A 17879-nucleotide genomic window follows, 5' to 3' on the forward strand; every position below is an offset into this window, starting at 1 on the left:
CCGAGAAAATTCTACTTTTGAAGCCCATTATTTTTCGGGGGATTACCCGGGGACGGCCAGCTGTGGGCGGCTATGGGAGAAGCAGGAAGGGTCGGATTAGTCTCTGTTGTCTTCGTTCGGCTGCGCAGACGAGAGCGGCCGGATGATGATCATACGACCTTCAGCCGTCCGGCTGTCTGTCACGGCATAACCTTCGCTTCTGAGCAGCGGCGCTGCCCGGCGGACGAGCGTGCCGAGCGTTGCTGCTGTTGACGGCCAGCCCCTCATGTTCTTGATCGCCGGCGTTGCATGCTCGTTTAGGACTTCGAGAAGATGTGTGGCTGTCCCGCTGAAGCCGGTCACACGATGCCGCTTGATGATGCGGGTCAGCTCGCTGCGGAAAGGATCATTCTCAAGTGCGACCTTGGCTGCATCCGTTCTGCTCAGACGATAGGCTTCGAGGAACTGGCTTGGTTCCCAGCCAAAAGCCGGAGAGCAGGTTTCGATCCATTCGGCGAAGTCTGCCATGCGCGGTGGGTTTGCAAGCCGCATCGATGCTCGACGACCCAATCCCTCCGACACAGCATCCAACAGTGCGCCCAAAAGGTAGGGTTTCATCCGCTCCAGCTTTTCCTTCAGATGTCGCCCTGTCTGTCGCTCGTCTTCCGGGATGCGTGGCAGATGGATGGCGATGGCACGGTCGGAGAGGTCGGCTCGTCCGGTCAGGCCCGGAATGCCGTTCAGGATGACCGGGCGCTGTGCTTCAAGCACGATCTGCTCGTTGTCGGTATGCAGCGCACGGGTCGCAAAGCCACCGCCGGTCGAAAGCCTGCAGAGCGAATCCGAGAACCAGTTGGCGACGCTCGACATTTTGTCGAACGCCAGCACATGGCCGTTCTTGGCGGCAATCACCAGCTCTCGCTCGTCTTTAGAGGCAGTGCGCTTCTTGCCGATCTCGGCATCGATCAGGTTCGCAAGCAGATCAGTTACCGAGCTCTTGCCGCAGCCTTGGCTTGTCACACGAGCAGAAGGCTGAACTTTGGCGGCGGTGGAGGGCCGGGGAAACGCTTAGTGAAATTGGTCGGGCACTGGGAAAACATGCGGCTTCGGTGTTTGGTGTAGTTGCGGCAAAGGGTGGTTTTGCGCCTTTGCCCCGACTACGCAAACTGGGGTCACTCAGTTTGGAGGAAAGAGAGGAAATCTCGCGTGGCCTTGCTGAGGGCCACTCCTTGCGGCAGCTTGGCCGAGATCTGGGGCGATCCGTTTCGACGATCAGCCGTGAAGTTGCTTGCAATGGCGGGCGCCGGGCCTATCGCGCCACCCGTGCCGAGGAACGTGCACTGGATCGCGCCCGCCGCCCCAAGCCTTGCCAACTGGCATTCAACCCAGCTCTGTGCAAACTGGTTGCCGGGAAGCTATCAGTCCAATGGTCACCACAACAGATCGCTGGATGGCTGAAAGCCCAGTATGCCGGAGACGCTTCAATGAAGGTATCGCACGAGACGATCTATAAAAGCCTGTTCATTCAAGCGCGTGGCGTTCTCAAGAAAGAGCTGCTGGCCCATCTGCGCAGTCGCAGGATAATGCGTCGGAGCAGAACCGCGACAACGGCAGGGCAGAAGCGGGGGCAAATCATTGACGCGGTGTCGATCCGGGACAGACCGGTGGAGATTGAAGATCGCGCCATCCCTGGCCACTGGGAAGGCGATCTCCTGAGCGGTTAAAAGAACAGCCACATCGCTACCCTCGTTGAACGCAGTTCGCGCTTTGTCATGCTGGTCAAGGTGAACAGCAAGGACAGCGACAGCGTCGTGGGTGCCCTGATCAGGCAAGTGAAAAACCTGCCGCAAGAGCTGATGACCTCGCTGACTTAATATCGTGGAACGGAGGTGGCCGACCACCGCAAGTTCACTGTCACGACCAATATCAGCGTCTATTTCTGCGACCCGCAAAGCCCGTGGCAACAAGGCAGCAACGAAAACACCAACGGTCTGCTGAGACAATACTTTCCGAAAGGAACGGACCTGTCCGTTTACACCCAGCACGACCTTGATCAAGTCGCGTTACGCCTCAACACCAGACCACGAAAAACACTTGGTTTCCAGACGCCAACTGATACGTTCCAGAGAGCCGTTGCGTTGACCGGTTGAACCCACCGTGGCCTTTTTTAGGATTTCCCTCTCCTCCTTGAGAAGCCGAACCTCACGTCGAAGCCGTTCGTTCTCTTTGGCGAGGTCTAAATCCTCTTGCGAAACCACGTCAGTGTCTCGATGTGCCGTGATCCATTTGTTCAGCGTTGACATCCCAACGCCGAGATCATCGGCCACTTGCTTGCGCGTCAGCCCGCTTGTCAGCGCGATACGCACCGCATCTTGGCGAAATTCGTTCGTCCGTTTCTGTCCCATAATTCATATCCTTTGCTGCAGTAAATGCTATCAAAGGAGCGGTATCAAACCGCGACAGGTCCACCTGCGCGTGCATCCACACGGTGTACGGCCAAAGTTCCTCGAACCGCGATCACGAGCGCTGGGCCCGCGCCGTTCACAAACATGCACACATCCTCAATGCCCTTGTCCATCGCGAGGGCCTCTCCTGCGAGAACTTCTGCGCGCGCACTACATTTTCGGCTGGGAAGCGGCGCCCCGCGCCCTCAAAATGAACGCCGCCGGCGACGAGATGTGAGCCATCGGGAGGTTGCCCGCTCGGTGCGGCACCAGCTGGCAGCGAAATCAGGCAAACGCCTGCGTGTTTGCCATAAGCGCACGGATGCTCTCGATCAGATCGTCGAGCACCGCTATGCCGCGTGCGCCCGAGGGACGGATTGCAAAGTATGAAATCTCGACGTCCGGCTCGAACGGCCTGGAAATCGTCCCGGTGCCCGCCGCATTGAGACTGATCCTGTCGACAATACCGACCCCATGCCGGCTGCGGCAAACTGGCAGCAATTGAGCATGGATGTTTCCACTACACTGACAGGCTGCTGTTCGGCGTTGGCGAAAGCCCGGTCGAGCGCCCTGCGCATCGGCGAGTTCCGTCCCGGCAAAAGCACGCGCTGCTCGACGAGATCGGCAGGCGCAGGAATTCTTCCCAATGTTCCATGATGAGAGCGGTGTTGATTGGAGCGCCTATATGATTTGCCAGCGACGGATAGGCTTCGGGTTTCTCGAACGTGTGGAGTTTCCGGTCTTTGATATTGCGCTGCCTGGGCGCAAAGCGTTTGCCGGTCAGCCCGACAGAAAGCGAGGCCATCTATGTTCTCGCCGGCCTGTTCGATCACAACGCAGTCCTCGATATCGAGCAACTGTTCACTGATACAGGTGGCGCCAGCGATCATGTGTTTGCACTCGTCACCCGATCATCATTGCTCTGGCTGCTTTCTGTGCCGGCAACCGGCTTCTCCTGTCCCGTGACGGGCAGAACGACGACCTTTGCGCCGTCCGGGACGCGGCGATAGAGGTCCATGACGTCCTGGTTCATCATACGGATACAGCCCGACGACATTGCCTGGCCGATCGACCACGGCTCGTTGGTGCCGTGGATACGGTAAAGCGTGTCCTTGCCGTCCTCGAACAGGTAGAGCGCGCGTGCGCCGAGCGGATCTCGTCGGTCCGCCTTCCATGCCGCCCGCCCATTTTTGATAGGTGTCGGGATCGCGCTTGATCATGTTCTGCGTCGGCGTCCATGTTGGCCATTCGCGCTTGTAGGCGACATTCGCCGTGCCGGACCATGCCATGCCCGCACGTCCCACACCCACGCCGTAACGCATGGCCTTGCCGTCCGCCATGACGAGATAGAGGAACCGGTTCTCGGGATCGACCACCAGCGTGCCCGGCTGCTCGCCGGTCGGATCGTCGACAAGCTGACGCCGGAATTCGGGATCGAACTGCCTGAGGTTGACGGCCGGCACATTGAACGGCTCATTGGTGACAGCGGCGTAGCGCCCGTCCTCAAGCACCGGCTTCGGCGCGGGCGGCTGCGGAGGGCTGCCGGTCGACGCACAGGCCGAGAGCGCGGTGACGACAACAACCGGAAGGAACTTGACGATAAGATTTCTCATTCGACGCGTTCTCCCGCAGCGTGACGGCGCCGGGCCTCCGCCACCGTTTCCTTGAAGCCGTCATAGTCGAGCGTGGTCGTCATCATCGGGCCGATCAGATAGGTCGGCGTGGAGACAAGGCCGAGCGCATCACCCTGCTCCATCGTGCGGCCCAGAAGCGCGGCGATTTCGGCGTGATGACCGGTAACATCATTCTGCAGCTGCTGCATGTCCACATCTGTGGCGTGCACGGCATCGAGCATCCGTTCCTCGGTCACCTTGTGGCCAGGAACGGCCATCAGGGCATGATGGACCTCTTCATACTTGTCCTGATAGCTGGCCGCGAGCGCCAGTTGCGCGCCATAGACCGAAGCCTCCGAAAGCACCGGCCAGTCCTTGTAGACGAGCCGGATATTGCCGTCCTCTTTAACGATACGGTCGAGGTCCGGGGCCGATTTCTTGCAGAAGGGGCAGTTGTAATCGAGGAAGGCGACGATGGTCACGTCACCCTCGGGATTGCCCGCCTCGGGTGCGTCGGGATCGTGCAGAATGGCGTTAACGTCTATATCCTGGGCCATTGCGGGCATGCAGCCGGCAAAGGCGAAAGCCGCCAGCGTGACAGCGGCCAGGAAGGTCCTGCGCTTCATATCGGTCTCCTTGATTGGTCCTCAGGCACCGGCCCGGGACAGGTTTTGTGCGATGGTTTCAGGGGTGATGGCGCCGGTGATCCGCGAATTGCCGACCTCCCGGCCGTCGCGATCGACCAGAAAAAGCGTTGGTGGGCCGACGACGGAAAACCGGTCCATCATGGCCCGCGCCTCGCTGTTCTGGCGGGTGACGTCGACCGTGATCATGGCAACGTCTTGAAGCCGCGCGGCAATCGCCGGCTCGGCCATGATCTTCTCATTAGACTTGCAGATCGTGCACCAATCCGCGGTGAATGAGACCAGCACTGGCGTTTGCCTGGAACCGGCAAGTGCTTCATCAAACGCGACTAACGAGGTGACCTGCGTTTCTGCGACCTGATGCTGGGGAACAGGCGTGCCGGCCAGAAATGCCAGCGGTCGCAGCGGGTCGCCCTCGCCGGCAGCAGCACCGACAAGCATGACCGCGCCGGCAATGAACGCCACAAGGCCACCTGCCTTGGCTGCGCGTTTTCCCCAGCCGCTTCTGGCTGAAAGGCGATCGAAGGCGCCTGCAAAGACAGCGAGACCAATGGCCGTCGCGCCCCAAAGGGCAAGAGCGGCGGGCGGCGGCAAAAGTCGCGCAACGAGCATTACAGCAACGCCAAGAAACACGACGCCGAAGGCCTGACGGATCGCGACAAGCCAGGGGCCGGATTTTGGCAGGATACGCGCCCCGAAAGTGCCGAAGGCAATCAACGGCAGTCCCATGCCGAGACCGAGGGCAAAGAGCGCTACAGCCCCCTTGGCGGCCTCGCCCGTGTTGATGGCATAAAGCATCGCCGCCGCCAGAGGCGGGGTGACGCAGGGGCCGACGATGAGCGCGGAGCCGAAGCCCAAGACGGCAGCACCCGCAACCGAACCGCCGCGCCCGCGACCGGCAAGGCGGGAGGCAAGCGCCGAAGGCAATTGCAGCTCGAAGAGGCCGAACATGCCGAGCGCAAGGGTGACGAACACGGCCGCCGAAAGACCAAGGACCCAGGGCGACTGCAGTGCGGCCTGAAGATTGGCGCCGGACAGGCCAGCGACCAGACCGACCAGTCCGTAAGCTGTGGCCATTGCCAACACATAGGAAAGCGAAAGGAAGAATCCACGACCGGCGGAGAGTTTTGCGCCCGCACCCGCCAATGTAGCCGACAGGATCGGGATCAGCGGAAAGACGCACGGGGTCAACGCCAGCAGCAGGCCGAAGCCAAGAAAACCCGCTGTCATCCAAAACACATTGCCGTTGAGATAGGATTCCGCCGTGTCGGTCTCACCCGGACCGGTTTCGGCAATGCCGGTGTCCAGCGCAGCGGGTCGAGCAGGTGAGGCCGTTTGCCAGGGGCTGGATGGGGCGGCGGCAGCACTCAGCCGGTTACCGCTCCCCGATATCGAAAGGCTCGCCAGATCGATCGTCTTTTCGGCCGGCGGATAGCAAATCCCTTGTTCGGCGCAGCCCTGATAGTGCACCGTCAGCATGTCGGTGCCAAGCTCTTGCGGGAGCGCGACCTCAACATGGTTGTGATAGACTTCTACGTGGCCGAAATTCGGATCGTCCTTTTCCACACCATCGGGCAAGGCCAGTGAAACCGGCACGCCGCCGTCGCTTGCCTTGAGGCTGTCGCGATAGAGATAGGTGCCCGGCGCAATCGTCCAGTCCAGAGTCACCACGCCGCTGCCATCGCGGCTGGCCTGAAGCCGGAAGACCTCATCGGCCGGCGGCGGCATCTGCGCGAAGGACGCGCTCGACAGGCCGACGAGCAGCAGGACGACCGTTGAAAAGGAAAACAGGAATCGGATCATTGCAGTCATTGGCCATTGTTGATTATGCAGGCGAGACCGCAGATCGTCCAGCCAGCTTAAGTCAGCCTTAAGCTGGCTGGAAAAGAACAGGCGCGTTCAAACGGAAAGACAGTCCATGCGCATACTCGTGATTGAGGATGATCCGGTTCTGGCCGATGGCCTTGCCGTCGGCCTCAGGCTCAACGGATACACCGTCGACGCCGTGGAGACATGCGCCGACGCCATTGCGGCCATTGCAGCCGGTGCTTACGATGCGATCATCCTCGACCTGATGCTGCCGGACGGCTCCGGGCTCGATCTGCTGGCAGATGTAAGACAGGCCGGAAACCGGACGCCGGTGCTGATGTTGACCGCACTCGACGAAACCCAGGACCGGATTCGCGGGCTCGATGTCGGCGCCGATGACTATATCGGCAAGCCTTTCGACCTGGACGAACTGGCGGCGCGTCTTCGCGCGGTTACGCGCAGGGGCCATGGACAGGCCGGGCCGGTTCTGAGCGCCAACGGCATCGCGCTCGATCCATCGAAAATGCTGGCCACCGTCGACGGCCGGGAGATCGTGCTTTCGCGCCGCGAATTCGCGATCCTGATGGCGCTGATGGAGCGCCCGGGCGTTATCCGGTCCCGGCAGCAACTGGAAGACCGGCTCTATGGCTGGCAGGAAGAAGTCGAGAGCAATGCCATTGAAGTCCACATCCACAACCTGCGCGCCAAGATCGGCAAAACCAGCATCGACACGGTGCGCGGGCTTGGCTACCGTATGAGGCCAGACCGATGAACTCCCTGCGTCGCCGTCTTTTCATTCTGCTTGTTGTCGCGTCCGGCATCATATGGTTTGCCGCAGTGGTCTGGATTTCGAGCTGGAGCCGTTTCGAGGTTCAGCATGTTCTCGATACCCGACTTCAGGAGGCCGCCCGCATGGTTCACTCGCTGGTCTCCAGCAGCAATATTGATGCAGCGCGTGAGAACGGAGCATTCGCCCCGGTTGATTACGAGAAACAGTTGTCATGCCAGATCTGGTCGCTCGACGGAGATCTTGTGGCCCGCTCCAGCGGGGCACCGGATGAGAGCATCGCGCTCAATGAGGAGGGTTTCGGCGATCGCGAGGTGAATGGCGAGGCGTGGCGGGTCTATACCATCATCGACCCCGAGAAAGGCGTGCGGGTGGTCGTCGGCGACCGCGTCGGCCTTCGCGACCGTCTCGTCCGCGACCTTGTCGCCGGGCTTTTGGTCCCGGCAGCGCTGGTGCTTCCGGTGTTCGGCTTTCTCATCTGGTTCAGCCTCGGGCGCGGTCTTCGTCCGCTGAACCGTATCGCCAGCGACATCACTGCCCGCGAGGCTGAGGATATGCGCGCGATTGACGCCAAAGATACCCCGTCTGAGGTCCGGCCTCTGGTGGACGCGCTGAATGGCCTGTTCGGCAAGGTGGATAGAGCGCGAAGGCACGAACGCGAATTGACGGCCTTTGCTGCCCATGAACTGAAAACGCCGCTTGCGGGCTTGCGCATGCAGGCGCAGGTCGCGCGCGCTGCAAAAGACGACAAGATGCGCGACCAAGCCCTCAGACAGATCCTTGTTTCAGTCGACCGCACAGACCGTCTGGTCCGCCAGTTGCTGACACTGGCGAGACTCGAAGCCGGGTCAGAGCAGATCGGCCGGGAGCCGACGGTTATCGGTGCGGTGTTGCGCGATGTGATCGCGGGGCTGCCCGAAGGCGGCAAAATGATCATCGATCCGGCTCTGGACCAGTTCAGCGCCGAGACAAATGCCGAAACACTGCATCTGATTTTGCGAAACCTGCAGGAAAATGCGGTTCAGCACGCGGGCGCGAATGGCGAGGTGCGCTGGCGCATGACACCTGAGGGAGATGGACTAACCGTTGAAGATAACGGTCCGGGCGTGCGGGAGGAGGATATCGACCTCCTGACCCGCCGATTTTATCGCGGCCGCGACAACAAGGCATCCGGCACGGGGCTTGGGCTGACAATTGCCTCCATGGCAGCGAAACGGCTCGGCGCGTCCCTCACATTCGAGAACCTGCCGGACGGTCAAGGCTTTCGCGTATCGGTTGGACCGCTCTGATTTGCTCCTCATTCCCGAATACAGAAATGGCGCGACCTCCTCAGCCGCGCCACATTCGAACAGTTTACCTATATCTTAAAATCAGCGCTCGGAAAGCGGGGCAGAGAAGGTCTTTCCTTCAACATCGGTCAGCGTCAACACCATATCACTGTTGATGTCGGCGCCTGCGGGAACCGCAAAATTCAATGAAGCCTGACTGCCGAGTTGGCAGCGAACACTGTAAGCCAGCGCCTTGCAGGTCGAATAAGGCGCAAAGCGATTATCCGAGATATTGAGAATGTCCTTGTTCGTAAGCGCATCGACGCCGTAATCGAAGACTGGCTGATCGGTATCGTTCTTGTCGGCAAGGGTGGCACGGACAATGTAAGCCCCCTGCGTATCCGGCCCGCGATCCATATAAACATGCACCGAAGCCGTATCCTTGGTCAGCACGCCCTCGCTCATCGTAACGCGCGGATGCAGGTTGTCGAAGCGCTTGCCGAGCGGGCTGTAAATGGCATCGAAGAAGAAGCCATAGAAAAACACCGTGAAGACGAAGGACAGAACCCCCAGAAGTGCGGAGATCGTCACAAAGCGGCTGGGCGTTATCGGAAGCGGGCCGCTTGTAAACCAGGCAAGCCAGGGCTTTTTCGCAATACGGCCCGATTTTACAAAGAGATTGTCGATCGAGTACGGCCCGCTACCAGTCACCAGCGTCACCGAGGTCATGGCAAAGCTGCAGGCCGCCATCGTCCACTCGTCAAGGCATGTCGTGCCCATCCAGCCGAATATGATCATCAGCACCACGGAAAGCCCCATGCCGATCAGCGACACGAAACGCGTGGCAAAGCCCAGCAGAAGCCCGACGCCGACGACAAGTTCCACAAGGCTGAAGCCGATAACGGAAATATGCAAAAGCAGCCCGTGATCGAGCATCCAGTGAACCACGTTTTCGAAGCCAAAAGGCACGCCGGGTGCTGCATGGACCAGCTTGTTAGCCAGATATCCGGGCGATTCCGGATCGATTTTCTGCGTTGCGTAAATGAAACGGCGCGAAAAACCGCCCCAGTAAACCCATCCGATGACAAGCCGGTTGGCGAGAATCGCAGCCCCGATCAGCTGCCAGACCGAGGGGCCGATTGACTGCCCGTCGCCTGTTGTTTTTATAGTCTGCACAGCGGTGCTCCTTTCAGCATTGGAGTTTTTTGGCCGCTTTCGGCATGTTTCGCGGCCGTTTTGTTTTCCGACGCCATCTTTGACCATAGCCAAGTACGGGAGCACTTGATCTGCATCATGAAATCATGGCTAAATTATTGGTTTTATTATTTTATTTACGGATATTACTCAGAAATACGCGCACGGAAAATGCCGCATAAACCTGCCAGATGACAGCTCTATACGGTTCAAACAAGCCCCTGATTTTCGCGCTGGATTATCTCTCAGGCTTCACTTCGATGATGACAAAAACACTACCTTTCCGCCGGCAGACAACCGCTGGTGCAGGTCTTCGGCGTCTTTTGGATTTTTCATTCTGATCATGGCGCCGAGCGTCGGCTGCAGGTCACCGACCGCCCAGTTTTCAGCGCGCGCAGCCCCGTCCGCCGCACCTTTGAAATCAAGCGGTTCGATGCGATAACGCATTGCACGCCCTTCGCCTGTCACCAGATAGAGGGAACCTGCGGCCATATCGACAACGACCGTTCCGGTGTCTTCCGTGGTTTCAAACGCCACGGACCGGCGGCGATCATCTGTTTTTATGGAAGCAGGGACAATCGAGGGAACATAAAACCCGGTTTCCGGCGCACGTCTGGTATCGCTGTTGGAAAGCGTTGCCGGGGCGTATTGTTCTTCCAATACTGCGCAGCTCGCGAGAGCGGCTGTGGTCAAGAAGGTCAGAGCCACGCAAAACAGCCGGCAAAACGCCACCCCGCCGGGCCATTTTGCAAAACGACAGCTTGGCGAACCTGCTGTTATGGTATGTCCGGACATAATCGCGAACCCGATCACGAGAGCACCTGCTTCAATGCGTTTGACGTGTGCTCGTCCCGGAACCTTAAGGCAGGCTTAAACGTCGTCCGTTGAACCGACGATCGTCAGGACATATCGCTTTGGGCTGATACCGGGTTCGTGGACATTGAGATAAGATCCTGACCGAGAAACTGGAGAATGGATGTCATGAAACACCAAGGCTGGATTTGAGTGACGTGGTCCATTTTGATGCACAGCGTCGGTCTTGAAAGGGTTCGAACCGGAGATATCACCCATCGAATACGTAAGTAGCTGTTTTCCATACATTTAATGAATAGACTGACATCAGCCACGACATTTAGGGACCGAGAGACCTAGTGGCCGCCGCACTCGAAGAAGAAATTTTCTTATGTTTGATGGCACCAAGAATTGCTGGCCGCCTTCTGGCAAAATGCTGATAAGCGGCGGCCGTTAGAGCCCGATTTAAAAGTTGTTGAGTGATATCAGAAGGATGTGATTCAACCACCTCTGCCAAGAACGTGGAGGATCGCATGCCCTGGAATGATATCACCCGCCTGCAGCATAACCGGGATCGCCTTCGCTATCCAACCGATTTGACGGACCGTGAGTGGGCTGTAATTGCTCCACTGATACCGCTGGCCAAGCCCGGCGGGCGGCCACGGAAAACGAATATGAGGGAAGTGGTGAACGCGATCCTTTATATTGCGGGCAGCGGCAGTCAATGGCGGGCTCTGCCGAAGGACTTCCCTCCGGTCTCCACGGTGCGAGGCTATTTCTATGGCTGGCGCGACATCGGCCTTTGGCAGACCATCAATCATCTGCTCGTCTGCGCTACGCGCGAACTGGAGGGGCGCGAGGCCTCGCCCACAGCCGGTGTCATCGACAGCCAGAGTGTCAAGACCACCGAAAGCGGCGGGGTTTCGGGCTACGACGCCGGCAAGAAGATCAAGGGCCGCAAGCGCCACATCATCACCGATACGATCGGGCTGATGCTGTTCGTGCTTGTCCATGCTGCCGATATCCAGGACCGCGACGGTGCGCCCGATGTCCTGAAAGCCATCCGCTACCGTTTCCCCTGGTTGCGCCATGTCTTCGCAGATGGCGGCTATGCCGGGCAGAAGTTGCGAAAAGCGCTGCGCGGATGCGGCCAATGGAACCTTGAAATCATCAAGCGCTCCGACATAGCGAAAGGCTTTGAGGTTCTGCCCCGCCGATGGGTGGTGGAGCGCACCTTCGGCTGGTTCGGACGATGCCGTCGGTTGGCCAAAGATTGGGAAAAGTCCATCGCAAGCGCCACAGCATGGGTCAACATCGCCAGCATCAGGGTGATGACCAGACGCCTCGCACGATATTGTTTCCCATCATGAACTTTTGAATCCGGCTCTTAGGTCCGCTTCATCGGTGATGTCAGGTTAACTTGAGCAGAAAAGTTTGCGGCTATTTCACTGTTATGCGCAAATGTGCCGTCAGCTACAAACGCCATCGTTACCCGGCTTCGGTGATCGCACATGCGGTCTGGCTGTATTTCCGGTTTCCGTTGAGCCTGCGCTTGGTCGAAGAATTTCTGTTGGAGCGCGGCATTATGGTTTCCTATGAGACGATCTGGTGTTGGGCGAAGAAGTTCGGGCCAGATTATGCCGGCCGCTTGCGCCGCAAAGCGCCGAGCCTGAGCGATGTCTGGCATCTCGACGAGGTCGTGGTGACGATCGGCGGCCGCAAACATTGGCTCTGGCACTGCGTCGATCAGGACGGTTACGTTCTGGACGAAATCATCCAGGTGCGCCGCAACACCAAGGCAGCCAAACGCCTACTGATCCGACTGATGAGGATGCAGGGATGCCTGCCGAAGCGCATCGTCACCGACAAGCTTGCCTCCTATGGCGCCGCACCGCGACAGCTAATGTCCACGGTCGAACATCGATCACACAAGGGATTGAACAACCGAGCCGAAAACTCCCATCTGCCGCTTCGGAAACGGGCGCGGGTTATGCAGCGGTTCCGCTCACCAGGCGCGCTACAGCACTTCGCAAGCATACTTTCAGCGGTTCAAAATCTCTTTTGTCAACGGCGGTGTAAAAACCGGCCACGGGGCGGAGCAAAAGTCGGCCACCTCGGGCGCAGGTATGAGGCCCGCGGGAGGGCGTAGCCCGAGCGGGGGCCTCATACCTGCGTAGCGATTTTGAAGGGTTTCAGCTGGCCTTTCGGGCACGGCTTTGGGCGAGACGATAGCTGTCGCCATTCATTTCGAGAATGTTGACATGGTGCGTGACGCGGTCGAGCAGAGCGCCGGTCAGTCGCTCCGAACCCAGAGTTTCCGTCCATTCGTCAAAGGGCAAATTGCTGGTGATCAGGGTGGCGCCCCGCTCATAACGTTGCGAGATCAACTCGAACGGCAGTTCCGCGCCAGTCTTGGAGAGCGGCACGAAGCCGAGTTCGTCGATGATCAGCAGCTTGTACCCTGCCATCTGCTTTTGGAAACGCAAGAGACGCCGCTCGTCACGGGCTTCCATCATCTCACTGACCATGGCTGCGGCTGTGGTGAAGCCAACAGACAGGCCCTTCTGGCAGGCTGAAAGGCCGAGGGCGAGCGCTATGTGCGTCTTCCCGGTTCCGCTGGGGCCGAGAGCGATGACGTTCTCGCGACGCTCGATCCATTCGCAGCGGGCCAGCTCCAGCACCTGCATCTTGTTGAGCTTCGGGATGGCGGCAAAGTCGAAACTGTCGAGGCTTTTGACGACCGGGAATTTGGCTGCCTTGATACGCCGCTCGACCTTGCGACGATCCCGTTCGACCATTTCCCGCTCGGCAAGCCGGCTGAGGTACCCGATGTGGTCGACGCCCTCGGTGGCGCAAAGCCGGGCCAGTTTCTGATACTCCCGCTGGAAGGTCGGCAGCTTCAGGCTCTTGAGGTCGTGGGCAAGCAGGATCTCGGGTGCTTCGGTGCTCATGCCGCTTCTCCCTTCCCCGATGACAGGAGGCCCATATACGCCTTCGCCGATGTCGTCTCGACGGTTGCTCTCGGCAGGTAGGGATAAATCGACAGATCCAGTCGCGGCGGCCGGCGCTCTATCCGGCAAAGAATCAGATGTTTGACGGCGTCGAAGCCAATCGCCCCGAGTTGCAGAGCTTGCTTGATCGCCGCATGCAGGTCAGCCATATCGAAGCTTTCCAGCAGACGAAGAACCTGTACGTATTCTCGCCGGCCATGCTTTGCCATGCGGCCTTCCATCAGCCGGCACAGTGTCGCAAACTCCTCCGGCAGAGCCCAGCCCTGCAGAGGGGCCGCCTGATCCAGCGCATTGATCTTCTGTTCGATCAGCGGCAGGTAATGAACAGGGTCGAAGATGACATCTTCCCGATCCCAGCTCCTGGGATGGCGGGCGATGATCTCGCCGCGGCAACCAATCACCACCTTGTCGACATAGCCTCGAACCCAAACGTCCTGATGACCGTAGGCGACAGGCACGGAATAGTCACCGGATCGCCGTGCGCTCTTTGCGCACGCGACGATCCGGCACTTTGAATATGCGCATCGTTCCGAACGGAAATCGTTCCCGATCTCCTGGCCGATGCGCGGGTTTTGTAGCGAACGAGAGACTGGGCCGTGACCCTGGCGCTGGCCTGATCGCAGGCATCGAAGGGCGACGCCGGCAAGGGGCGCATAGCCGCCAGATCGCGCTGCAGCCGTTCACCGATCGTCTCGCTCTCACCGCGCAGCCTGTCACATTGGCGCTTCCGGCACTGTTCTTCCAGAAAGGCATTGAACGCATCCCACGTCGGAAACTGCGGGATGGGGACCATGAAGTTACGCCGGGCATAACCGACAAGGCCCTCGACGTTACCCTTGTCATTGCCCTTGCCGGGGCGGCCATAGCGATCCCGGATCAGGTAGTGGGACAGGAACCCGCTGAACAGTGTTGCCCGCTTACGCGTGCCGTCAGGCAGGATCCTCGCCACAAGGCAGCGATCATTGTCATAGACGATCGATTGCGGCACGGCCCCGAAGAAGGCGAACGCATGGACGTGGCCATCAACCCAGGCCTCGGCCACCGCCGCCGGATAAGCCCGCACGTAGCAGCCGTCGCTATGCGGAAGGTCGAGCACAAAGAACCGGGCTTTCTGCTCGACACCGCCGATCACCACCGTCGCCTCACCGAAATCCGCCTGCGCATGGCCGGGCGGATGAGAAAGCGGCACGAACACTTCCTGACGGCGCTGTTCCCGCTCCCGGATATAGTCCTTGATAATCGTATAGCCGCCGGTGAACCCGCACTCATCACAAAGCCGGTCGAAAACACGCTTGGCCGTATGGCGCTGTTTGCGCGGCACGTGTCTGTCTTCATCCAACCAGTGGTCGATCGTCGAAACGAACGCGTCCAGCTTCGGCCGCCGGACTGGTGATTGTCGCTGATAGCCAGGTGGCGTCGAATACGACAGCATCTTCGCTACGCTGTCGCGGGATATGTTGAAGTGTTTGGCTGCCTGACGCCGGCTCATCCCTTCCGAGACGGCCAGACGAACCTTCAGATAAAGATCCACGGTGTAAATCCTCTGTCCCTCCTGCGCTCATTGCAGAAGGAAGATAGGTGGCCGGATTTTACTCCGCCCGCGGACGAATTATTCCGCCGCTTTCGTGGCCGACTTTTGCACCGCCGTTCTCAAGGAACAGCGCCGCATAGAATGCAAACAGGTTTACCCCCACACGACCGGCAGATTGACCATGGTGACCTCAACCGGGCGCAACACCTTTCGTCCGTTAAACATCTGCTCATTCGCGAAGCGGCGGAACCGGTCGCCGGCATGCTCTTCCACCTGATGAAACATATAGGCAGGCAGGTGCAGATAGAGCAGCACCGCGAGACCGAAAAAGGCGAGGGCGATTGCCGGCGCCAGCGCCATAAAACCAAACGCCATGAACAGCGCCGAAGAAACCCAGCGCTTGGCCAGCCAATCCACCATCGCGGACTGGGACGGCGCATGAATACCGCGGCGAAAACAAGTTTGCCATGGCCCAACCCCCGGGTGTTGCCTGCGCATCCGTCCTGGGCTTCTAACCTGATGGAGACATTGGTTTATGTGTAGCAATGGTGCGGCATGAACGGGTGAAGCGAAAATGTCCGCTGACCGGCCGAACTAACCCTTGGCACCCCGTCACCGGTATCCTACGCCTGACCCTAGGCAACTATACGCAAGCTCAGAGGACGCTGGCGTATCAATATAGCCGTTCCAGTTATGACCAGAAGCCCGACTTCCTGCCGTGGTCGCGCTGCAGCCACGCCAGATAGGCATGATGTGGTTCGATCGCTCCGAAATCGTCAATATGCAGGGCCAGGGCTTCGCATTCGATCAGATGCCTGGCTGCGTGCTTGCAGCGGCTGGAGCAGGCATTCCCGAGACTGAAATCGATCATGGCCCTCAGTAGCACAGTTGCCGCTAGCGGGTATTTTTCCCGCAAGGTTTCGCTCGCCGGCGTCAGAAGTTCATAATAGTTACCATCGATCTCGGCATATCGGTCGACAATGAGAGCACTGGCTTCGCGAAGGGCGGGCCATTCCATGAAGAAAACAAGAGCCTGATGGATCAAACAGCTAGGATAGGTCGCAACCCAAGCCATCGCCTCGGCTTGAATGTCATCGAAATCCGGCAGGCGTTTCAGATAGTCACGAAGGTGCTGTGGTTCGAGCGAGGTTTCGAAGCACTGCCACCTGAACTGTTGGGCTTCGTCGGCCCGGCCAAGTGCCTCAAGGGCATCCGCGATAACGCGATCAGACAACTGAAGACCATAAAAGTTTCAGTCGGCCGCAGGGTGTGGTTTTTCAGCGCGGGGCAAGAGCCGTAATCAACTTATTGGCGACCGTCGCGATCTCCGCTCCGGCAGAGAAGTCGAATTTGTTGATGGAAATGAAGACGCCGACGCCCCGCGATGGCGCGAAAGCGATATAGCTGAAGATGCCGTCCGCACCGCCCGACTTCTGAATTATCAACGGGGCATCCTTTTCGGGCATCATGATCACCCATCCAAGGCCGAGCGCACTCATATGTCCGGAGCCGTCCAGACCGTAGACCGGGTCCATACCGTCCCGCATTGTCCATGCGGCATGGCTTAATGCGCGTACCTCGGCATCCTGCTCATTGAAGCGGTCGAGGTTCCATTGCAGATAGCGGACCATATCATTGGCGGTTGTTTCCAGAGACGAGGCTCCAAACTTGTTTGGAAACGGTTCGCCCGGATACATCTCGTTCCCGTTCCAGTCATAGCCGGTCATGACGTTTTGGCCTTCTTGTTTGGCGTAACTGGTCGCCTGAAGACCGATCGGCTCAAGTACCTGCTGCTGCAGGTAATCCGCATAGGGCATGCCCGCAAGGTCCGACAGGGCCATGGCCAACACATCGAAACCGATATTCGAATACAACATTCCCGTACCCGGCGTGAACAAAAGCGGGTCGCCTTCGAGGTTGGCCGCGAAGGACTGATCGGAATATTTATCGGCTCCCTCGACGGGCTCCAGTTCCCGCGGGAGCCCGCTGGAATGCGTGACCAGATCGATCAGACGTATGGCATTGCCATCGCGGGAAGGCAGGGTTGCGAACACGCCCTCGTGGGGGCCGACTGTATCCGTCATCCGAGCCGTGCCGTCTGCCACCAGATGCGCCAGCGACAGTCCGGTGAACGTTTTGGTGATCGAACCGACGCCGATCCGCGTATCGCCGTTCGGTTCGATGCCGCTGCCTTTTCTGACTTCGCCGAAGCCCAATACTGTGCTTTCGTCCTCGCGAACAGCGGCGATCACCATTCCAGGGACGTTCTTGTCGATGAAGAAGATCTGACCGGAGAATTCAACGGCTTCCTTCAGTAGTGGATCATCTGCAAAGGCAGGTGCAGTGGCAAAGAGTGCGATAGATAGGACGGTGAACGCATGTTTCATGACAGACTCCGTTTTCCTTTCTGACCATTTATTTCTGTTTTCCGCCGGAGCCAGTCCTCAGGCCGGGCCGGACGGCAACTTAAAATCGGATTCTGTTGCCGTTCGATCAGACAATATGACGCACAGCCGGAGCTATCACAAATCAATTTATGCTCCTCATCTACCTTTGGTTCATAAAAGGCGTATGCTCACCCGCTCGACCGGATGGCTGCAACGGAGTGTGCCGCGCAAGCAATTGATCCCAAAGCGAGATTGTGACCCAGGGCGTGGTGCAGCAGGGTGGCGGTGGCCACCAGTGTTTTCCGGCAGGGTCGGGTTGTTCGAGACCACGCTGATGGAGCACCACCGTCGTCCAGGTTCAGTGGTAAACCTGCGTTCCCTTGTTGAGATGAGCGCCGACGCCGAATTGCTCCGCAAAAT

The 17879-nt window shown here is 59.0% G+C and carries 14 protein-coding genes and 6 pseudogenes; 6 read left to right on the forward strand and 14 right to left on the reverse strand.

What is annotated here, in order from left to right; genetic code table 11:
* Nucleotides 1–96 precede the first annotated feature (96 nt).
* Nucleotides 97–999, reverse strand: a complete 903-nt coding sequence (locus AC0L7L_RS04815) for a hypothetical protein (protein ID WP_272210580.1) — start codon at nt 997–999, stop codon at nt 97–99.
* Here AC0L7L_RS04815 and AC0L7L_RS04820 point away from each other — a divergent pair.
* Nucleotides 993–2129 (forward strand): annotated as a pseudogene (locus AC0L7L_RS04820) (IS30 family transposase). The gene AC0L7L_RS04815 and the pseudogene AC0L7L_RS04820 overlap by 7 nt on opposite strands.
* Nucleotides 2130–2138: 9 nt before the next feature.
* Here the strand turns inward: AC0L7L_RS04820 and AC0L7L_RS04825 are convergent.
* From AC0L7L_RS04825 to AC0L7L_RS04835, 3 genes and pseudogenes are all read right to left on the reverse strand, one after another.
* Nucleotides 2139–2384 (reverse strand): annotated as a pseudogene (locus tag AC0L7L_RS04825) (transposase); the annotation flags it as partial.
* Between the two features lie 324 nt (nt 2385–2708).
* Nucleotides 2709–2924, reverse strand: a complete 216-nt coding sequence (locus AC0L7L_RS04830; protein ID WP_473512405.1) for a hypothetical protein — start codon at nt 2922–2924, stop codon at nt 2709–2711.
* Nucleotides 2925–3039: 115 nt separating this feature from the next.
* A pseudogene (locus tag AC0L7L_RS04835) lies at nt 3040–3207 on the reverse strand (Tn3 family transposase); the annotation flags it as partial.
* Here AC0L7L_RS04835 and AC0L7L_RS04840 point away from each other — a divergent pair.
* Nucleotides 3197–3325: pseudogene (locus tag AC0L7L_RS04840) on the forward strand (Tn3 family transposase); the annotation flags it as partial. The pseudogenes AC0L7L_RS04835 and AC0L7L_RS04840 sit on opposite strands and share 11 nt — an antisense overlap.
* On the opposite strand, the pseudogene AC0L7L_RS04845 reads toward AC0L7L_RS04840, so the two are convergent.
* The 3 genes and pseudogenes from AC0L7L_RS04845 to dsbD form a co-directional block, all read right to left on the reverse strand.
* Nucleotides 3310–4036 (reverse strand): annotated as a pseudogene (locus AC0L7L_RS04845) (L,D-transpeptidase). The pseudogenes AC0L7L_RS04840 and AC0L7L_RS04845 overlap by 16 nt on opposite strands.
* Complete coding sequence (locus AC0L7L_RS04850) at nt 4033–4662, reverse strand: DsbA family protein (RefSeq protein ID WP_272210583.1); 630 nt, start codon at nt 4660–4662, stop codon at nt 4033–4035. The pseudogene AC0L7L_RS04845 and the gene AC0L7L_RS04850 overlap by 4 nt, the downstream one beginning before the upstream one ends.
* Before the next feature lie 21 nt (nt 4663–4683).
* Nucleotides 4684–6492: a protein-disulfide reductase DsbD gene (gene dsbD / locus AC0L7L_RS04855; RefSeq protein ID WP_272210584.1), complete on the reverse strand. Its 1809-nt coding sequence runs from the start codon at nt 6490–6492 to the stop codon at nt 4684–4686.
* Nucleotides 6493–6598: 106 nt separating this feature from the next.
* Here dsbD and AC0L7L_RS04860 point away from each other — a divergent pair, with 106 nt between their 5' ends.
* Nucleotides 6599–7261, forward strand: a complete 663-nt coding sequence (locus AC0L7L_RS04860; protein ID WP_473512408.1) for a response regulator — start codon at nt 6599–6601, stop codon at nt 7259–7261.
* Nucleotides 7258–8565, forward strand: a complete 1308-nt coding sequence (locus AC0L7L_RS04865) for an ATP-binding protein (RefSeq protein ID WP_473512410.1) — start codon at nt 7258–7260, stop codon at nt 8563–8565. The genes AC0L7L_RS04860 and AC0L7L_RS04865 overlap by 4 nt, the downstream gene beginning before the upstream one ends.
* Nucleotides 8566–8646: 81 nt before the next feature.
* Here AC0L7L_RS04865 and AC0L7L_RS04870 read toward each other — a convergent pair whose 3' ends face one another.
* Both AC0L7L_RS04870 and AC0L7L_RS04875 read right to left on the reverse strand, forming a co-directional pair.
* Nucleotides 8647–9720, reverse strand: a complete 1074-nt coding sequence (locus AC0L7L_RS04870) for a TQO small subunit DoxD (RefSeq protein WP_473512412.1) — start codon at nt 9718–9720, stop codon at nt 8647–8649.
* A 270-nt stretch (nt 9721–9990) separates the two neighbouring features.
* Nucleotides 9991–10446, reverse strand: coding sequence for a hypothetical protein (locus tag AC0L7L_RS04875; protein ID WP_473512414.1), 456 nt, complete (start codon nt 10444–10446; stop codon nt 9991–9993).
* 617 nt (nt 10447–11063) lie between these two features.
* On the opposite strand from AC0L7L_RS04875, the gene AC0L7L_RS04880 reads away from it, so the two are divergent.
* Nucleotides 11064–11900 (forward strand): IS5 family transposase, encoded by an 837-nt coding sequence (locus AC0L7L_RS04880; protein ID WP_272210312.1) that lies wholly within the window; start codon nt 11064–11066, stop codon nt 11898–11900.
* An 83-nt stretch (nt 11901–11983) separates the two neighbouring features.
* Nucleotides 11984–12679, forward strand: coding sequence for an IS6 family transposase (locus AC0L7L_RS04885; protein WP_473513779.1), 696 nt, complete (start codon nt 11984–11986; stop codon nt 12677–12679).
* Between the two features lie 43 nt (nt 12680–12722).
* On the opposite strand, the gene istB is transcribed toward AC0L7L_RS04885, so the two are convergent.
* The 5 genes and pseudogenes from istB to ampH all read right to left on the reverse strand — a co-directional run bounded on the left by istB (nt 12723) and on the right by ampH (nt 17459).
* Nucleotides 12723–13481, reverse strand: coding sequence for an IS21-like element helper ATPase IstB (istB, locus tag AC0L7L_RS04890; RefSeq protein ID WP_272210590.1), 759 nt, complete (start codon nt 13479–13481; stop codon nt 12723–12725).
* A pseudogene (gene istA, locus AC0L7L_RS04895) lies at nt 13478–15072 on the reverse strand (IS21 family transposase). The gene istB and the pseudogene istA overlap by 4 nt, the downstream one beginning before the upstream one ends.
* A gap of 153 nt (nt 15073–15225) precedes the next feature.
* Complete coding sequence (locus tag AC0L7L_RS04900; RefSeq protein WP_272210591.1) at nt 15226–15492, reverse strand: hypothetical protein; 267 nt, start codon at nt 15490–15492, stop codon at nt 15226–15228.
* A gap of 271 nt (nt 15493–15763) precedes the next feature.
* Nucleotides 15764–16306, reverse strand: coding sequence for a DUF6880 family protein (locus AC0L7L_RS04905; RefSeq protein WP_272210592.1), 543 nt, complete (start codon nt 16304–16306; stop codon nt 15764–15766).
* Between the two features lie 43 nt (nt 16307–16349).
* A complete protein-coding gene (gene ampH / locus AC0L7L_RS04910) occupies nt 16350–17459 on the reverse strand; it encodes a D-alanyl-D-alanine-carboxypeptidase/endopeptidase AmpH (protein ID WP_272210593.1) in 1110 nt (369 codons plus the stop codon).
* Between the last annotated feature and the right edge of the window lie 420 nt (nt 17460–17879).

This window comes from Martelella sp. K41-7, assembly GCF_055808365.1.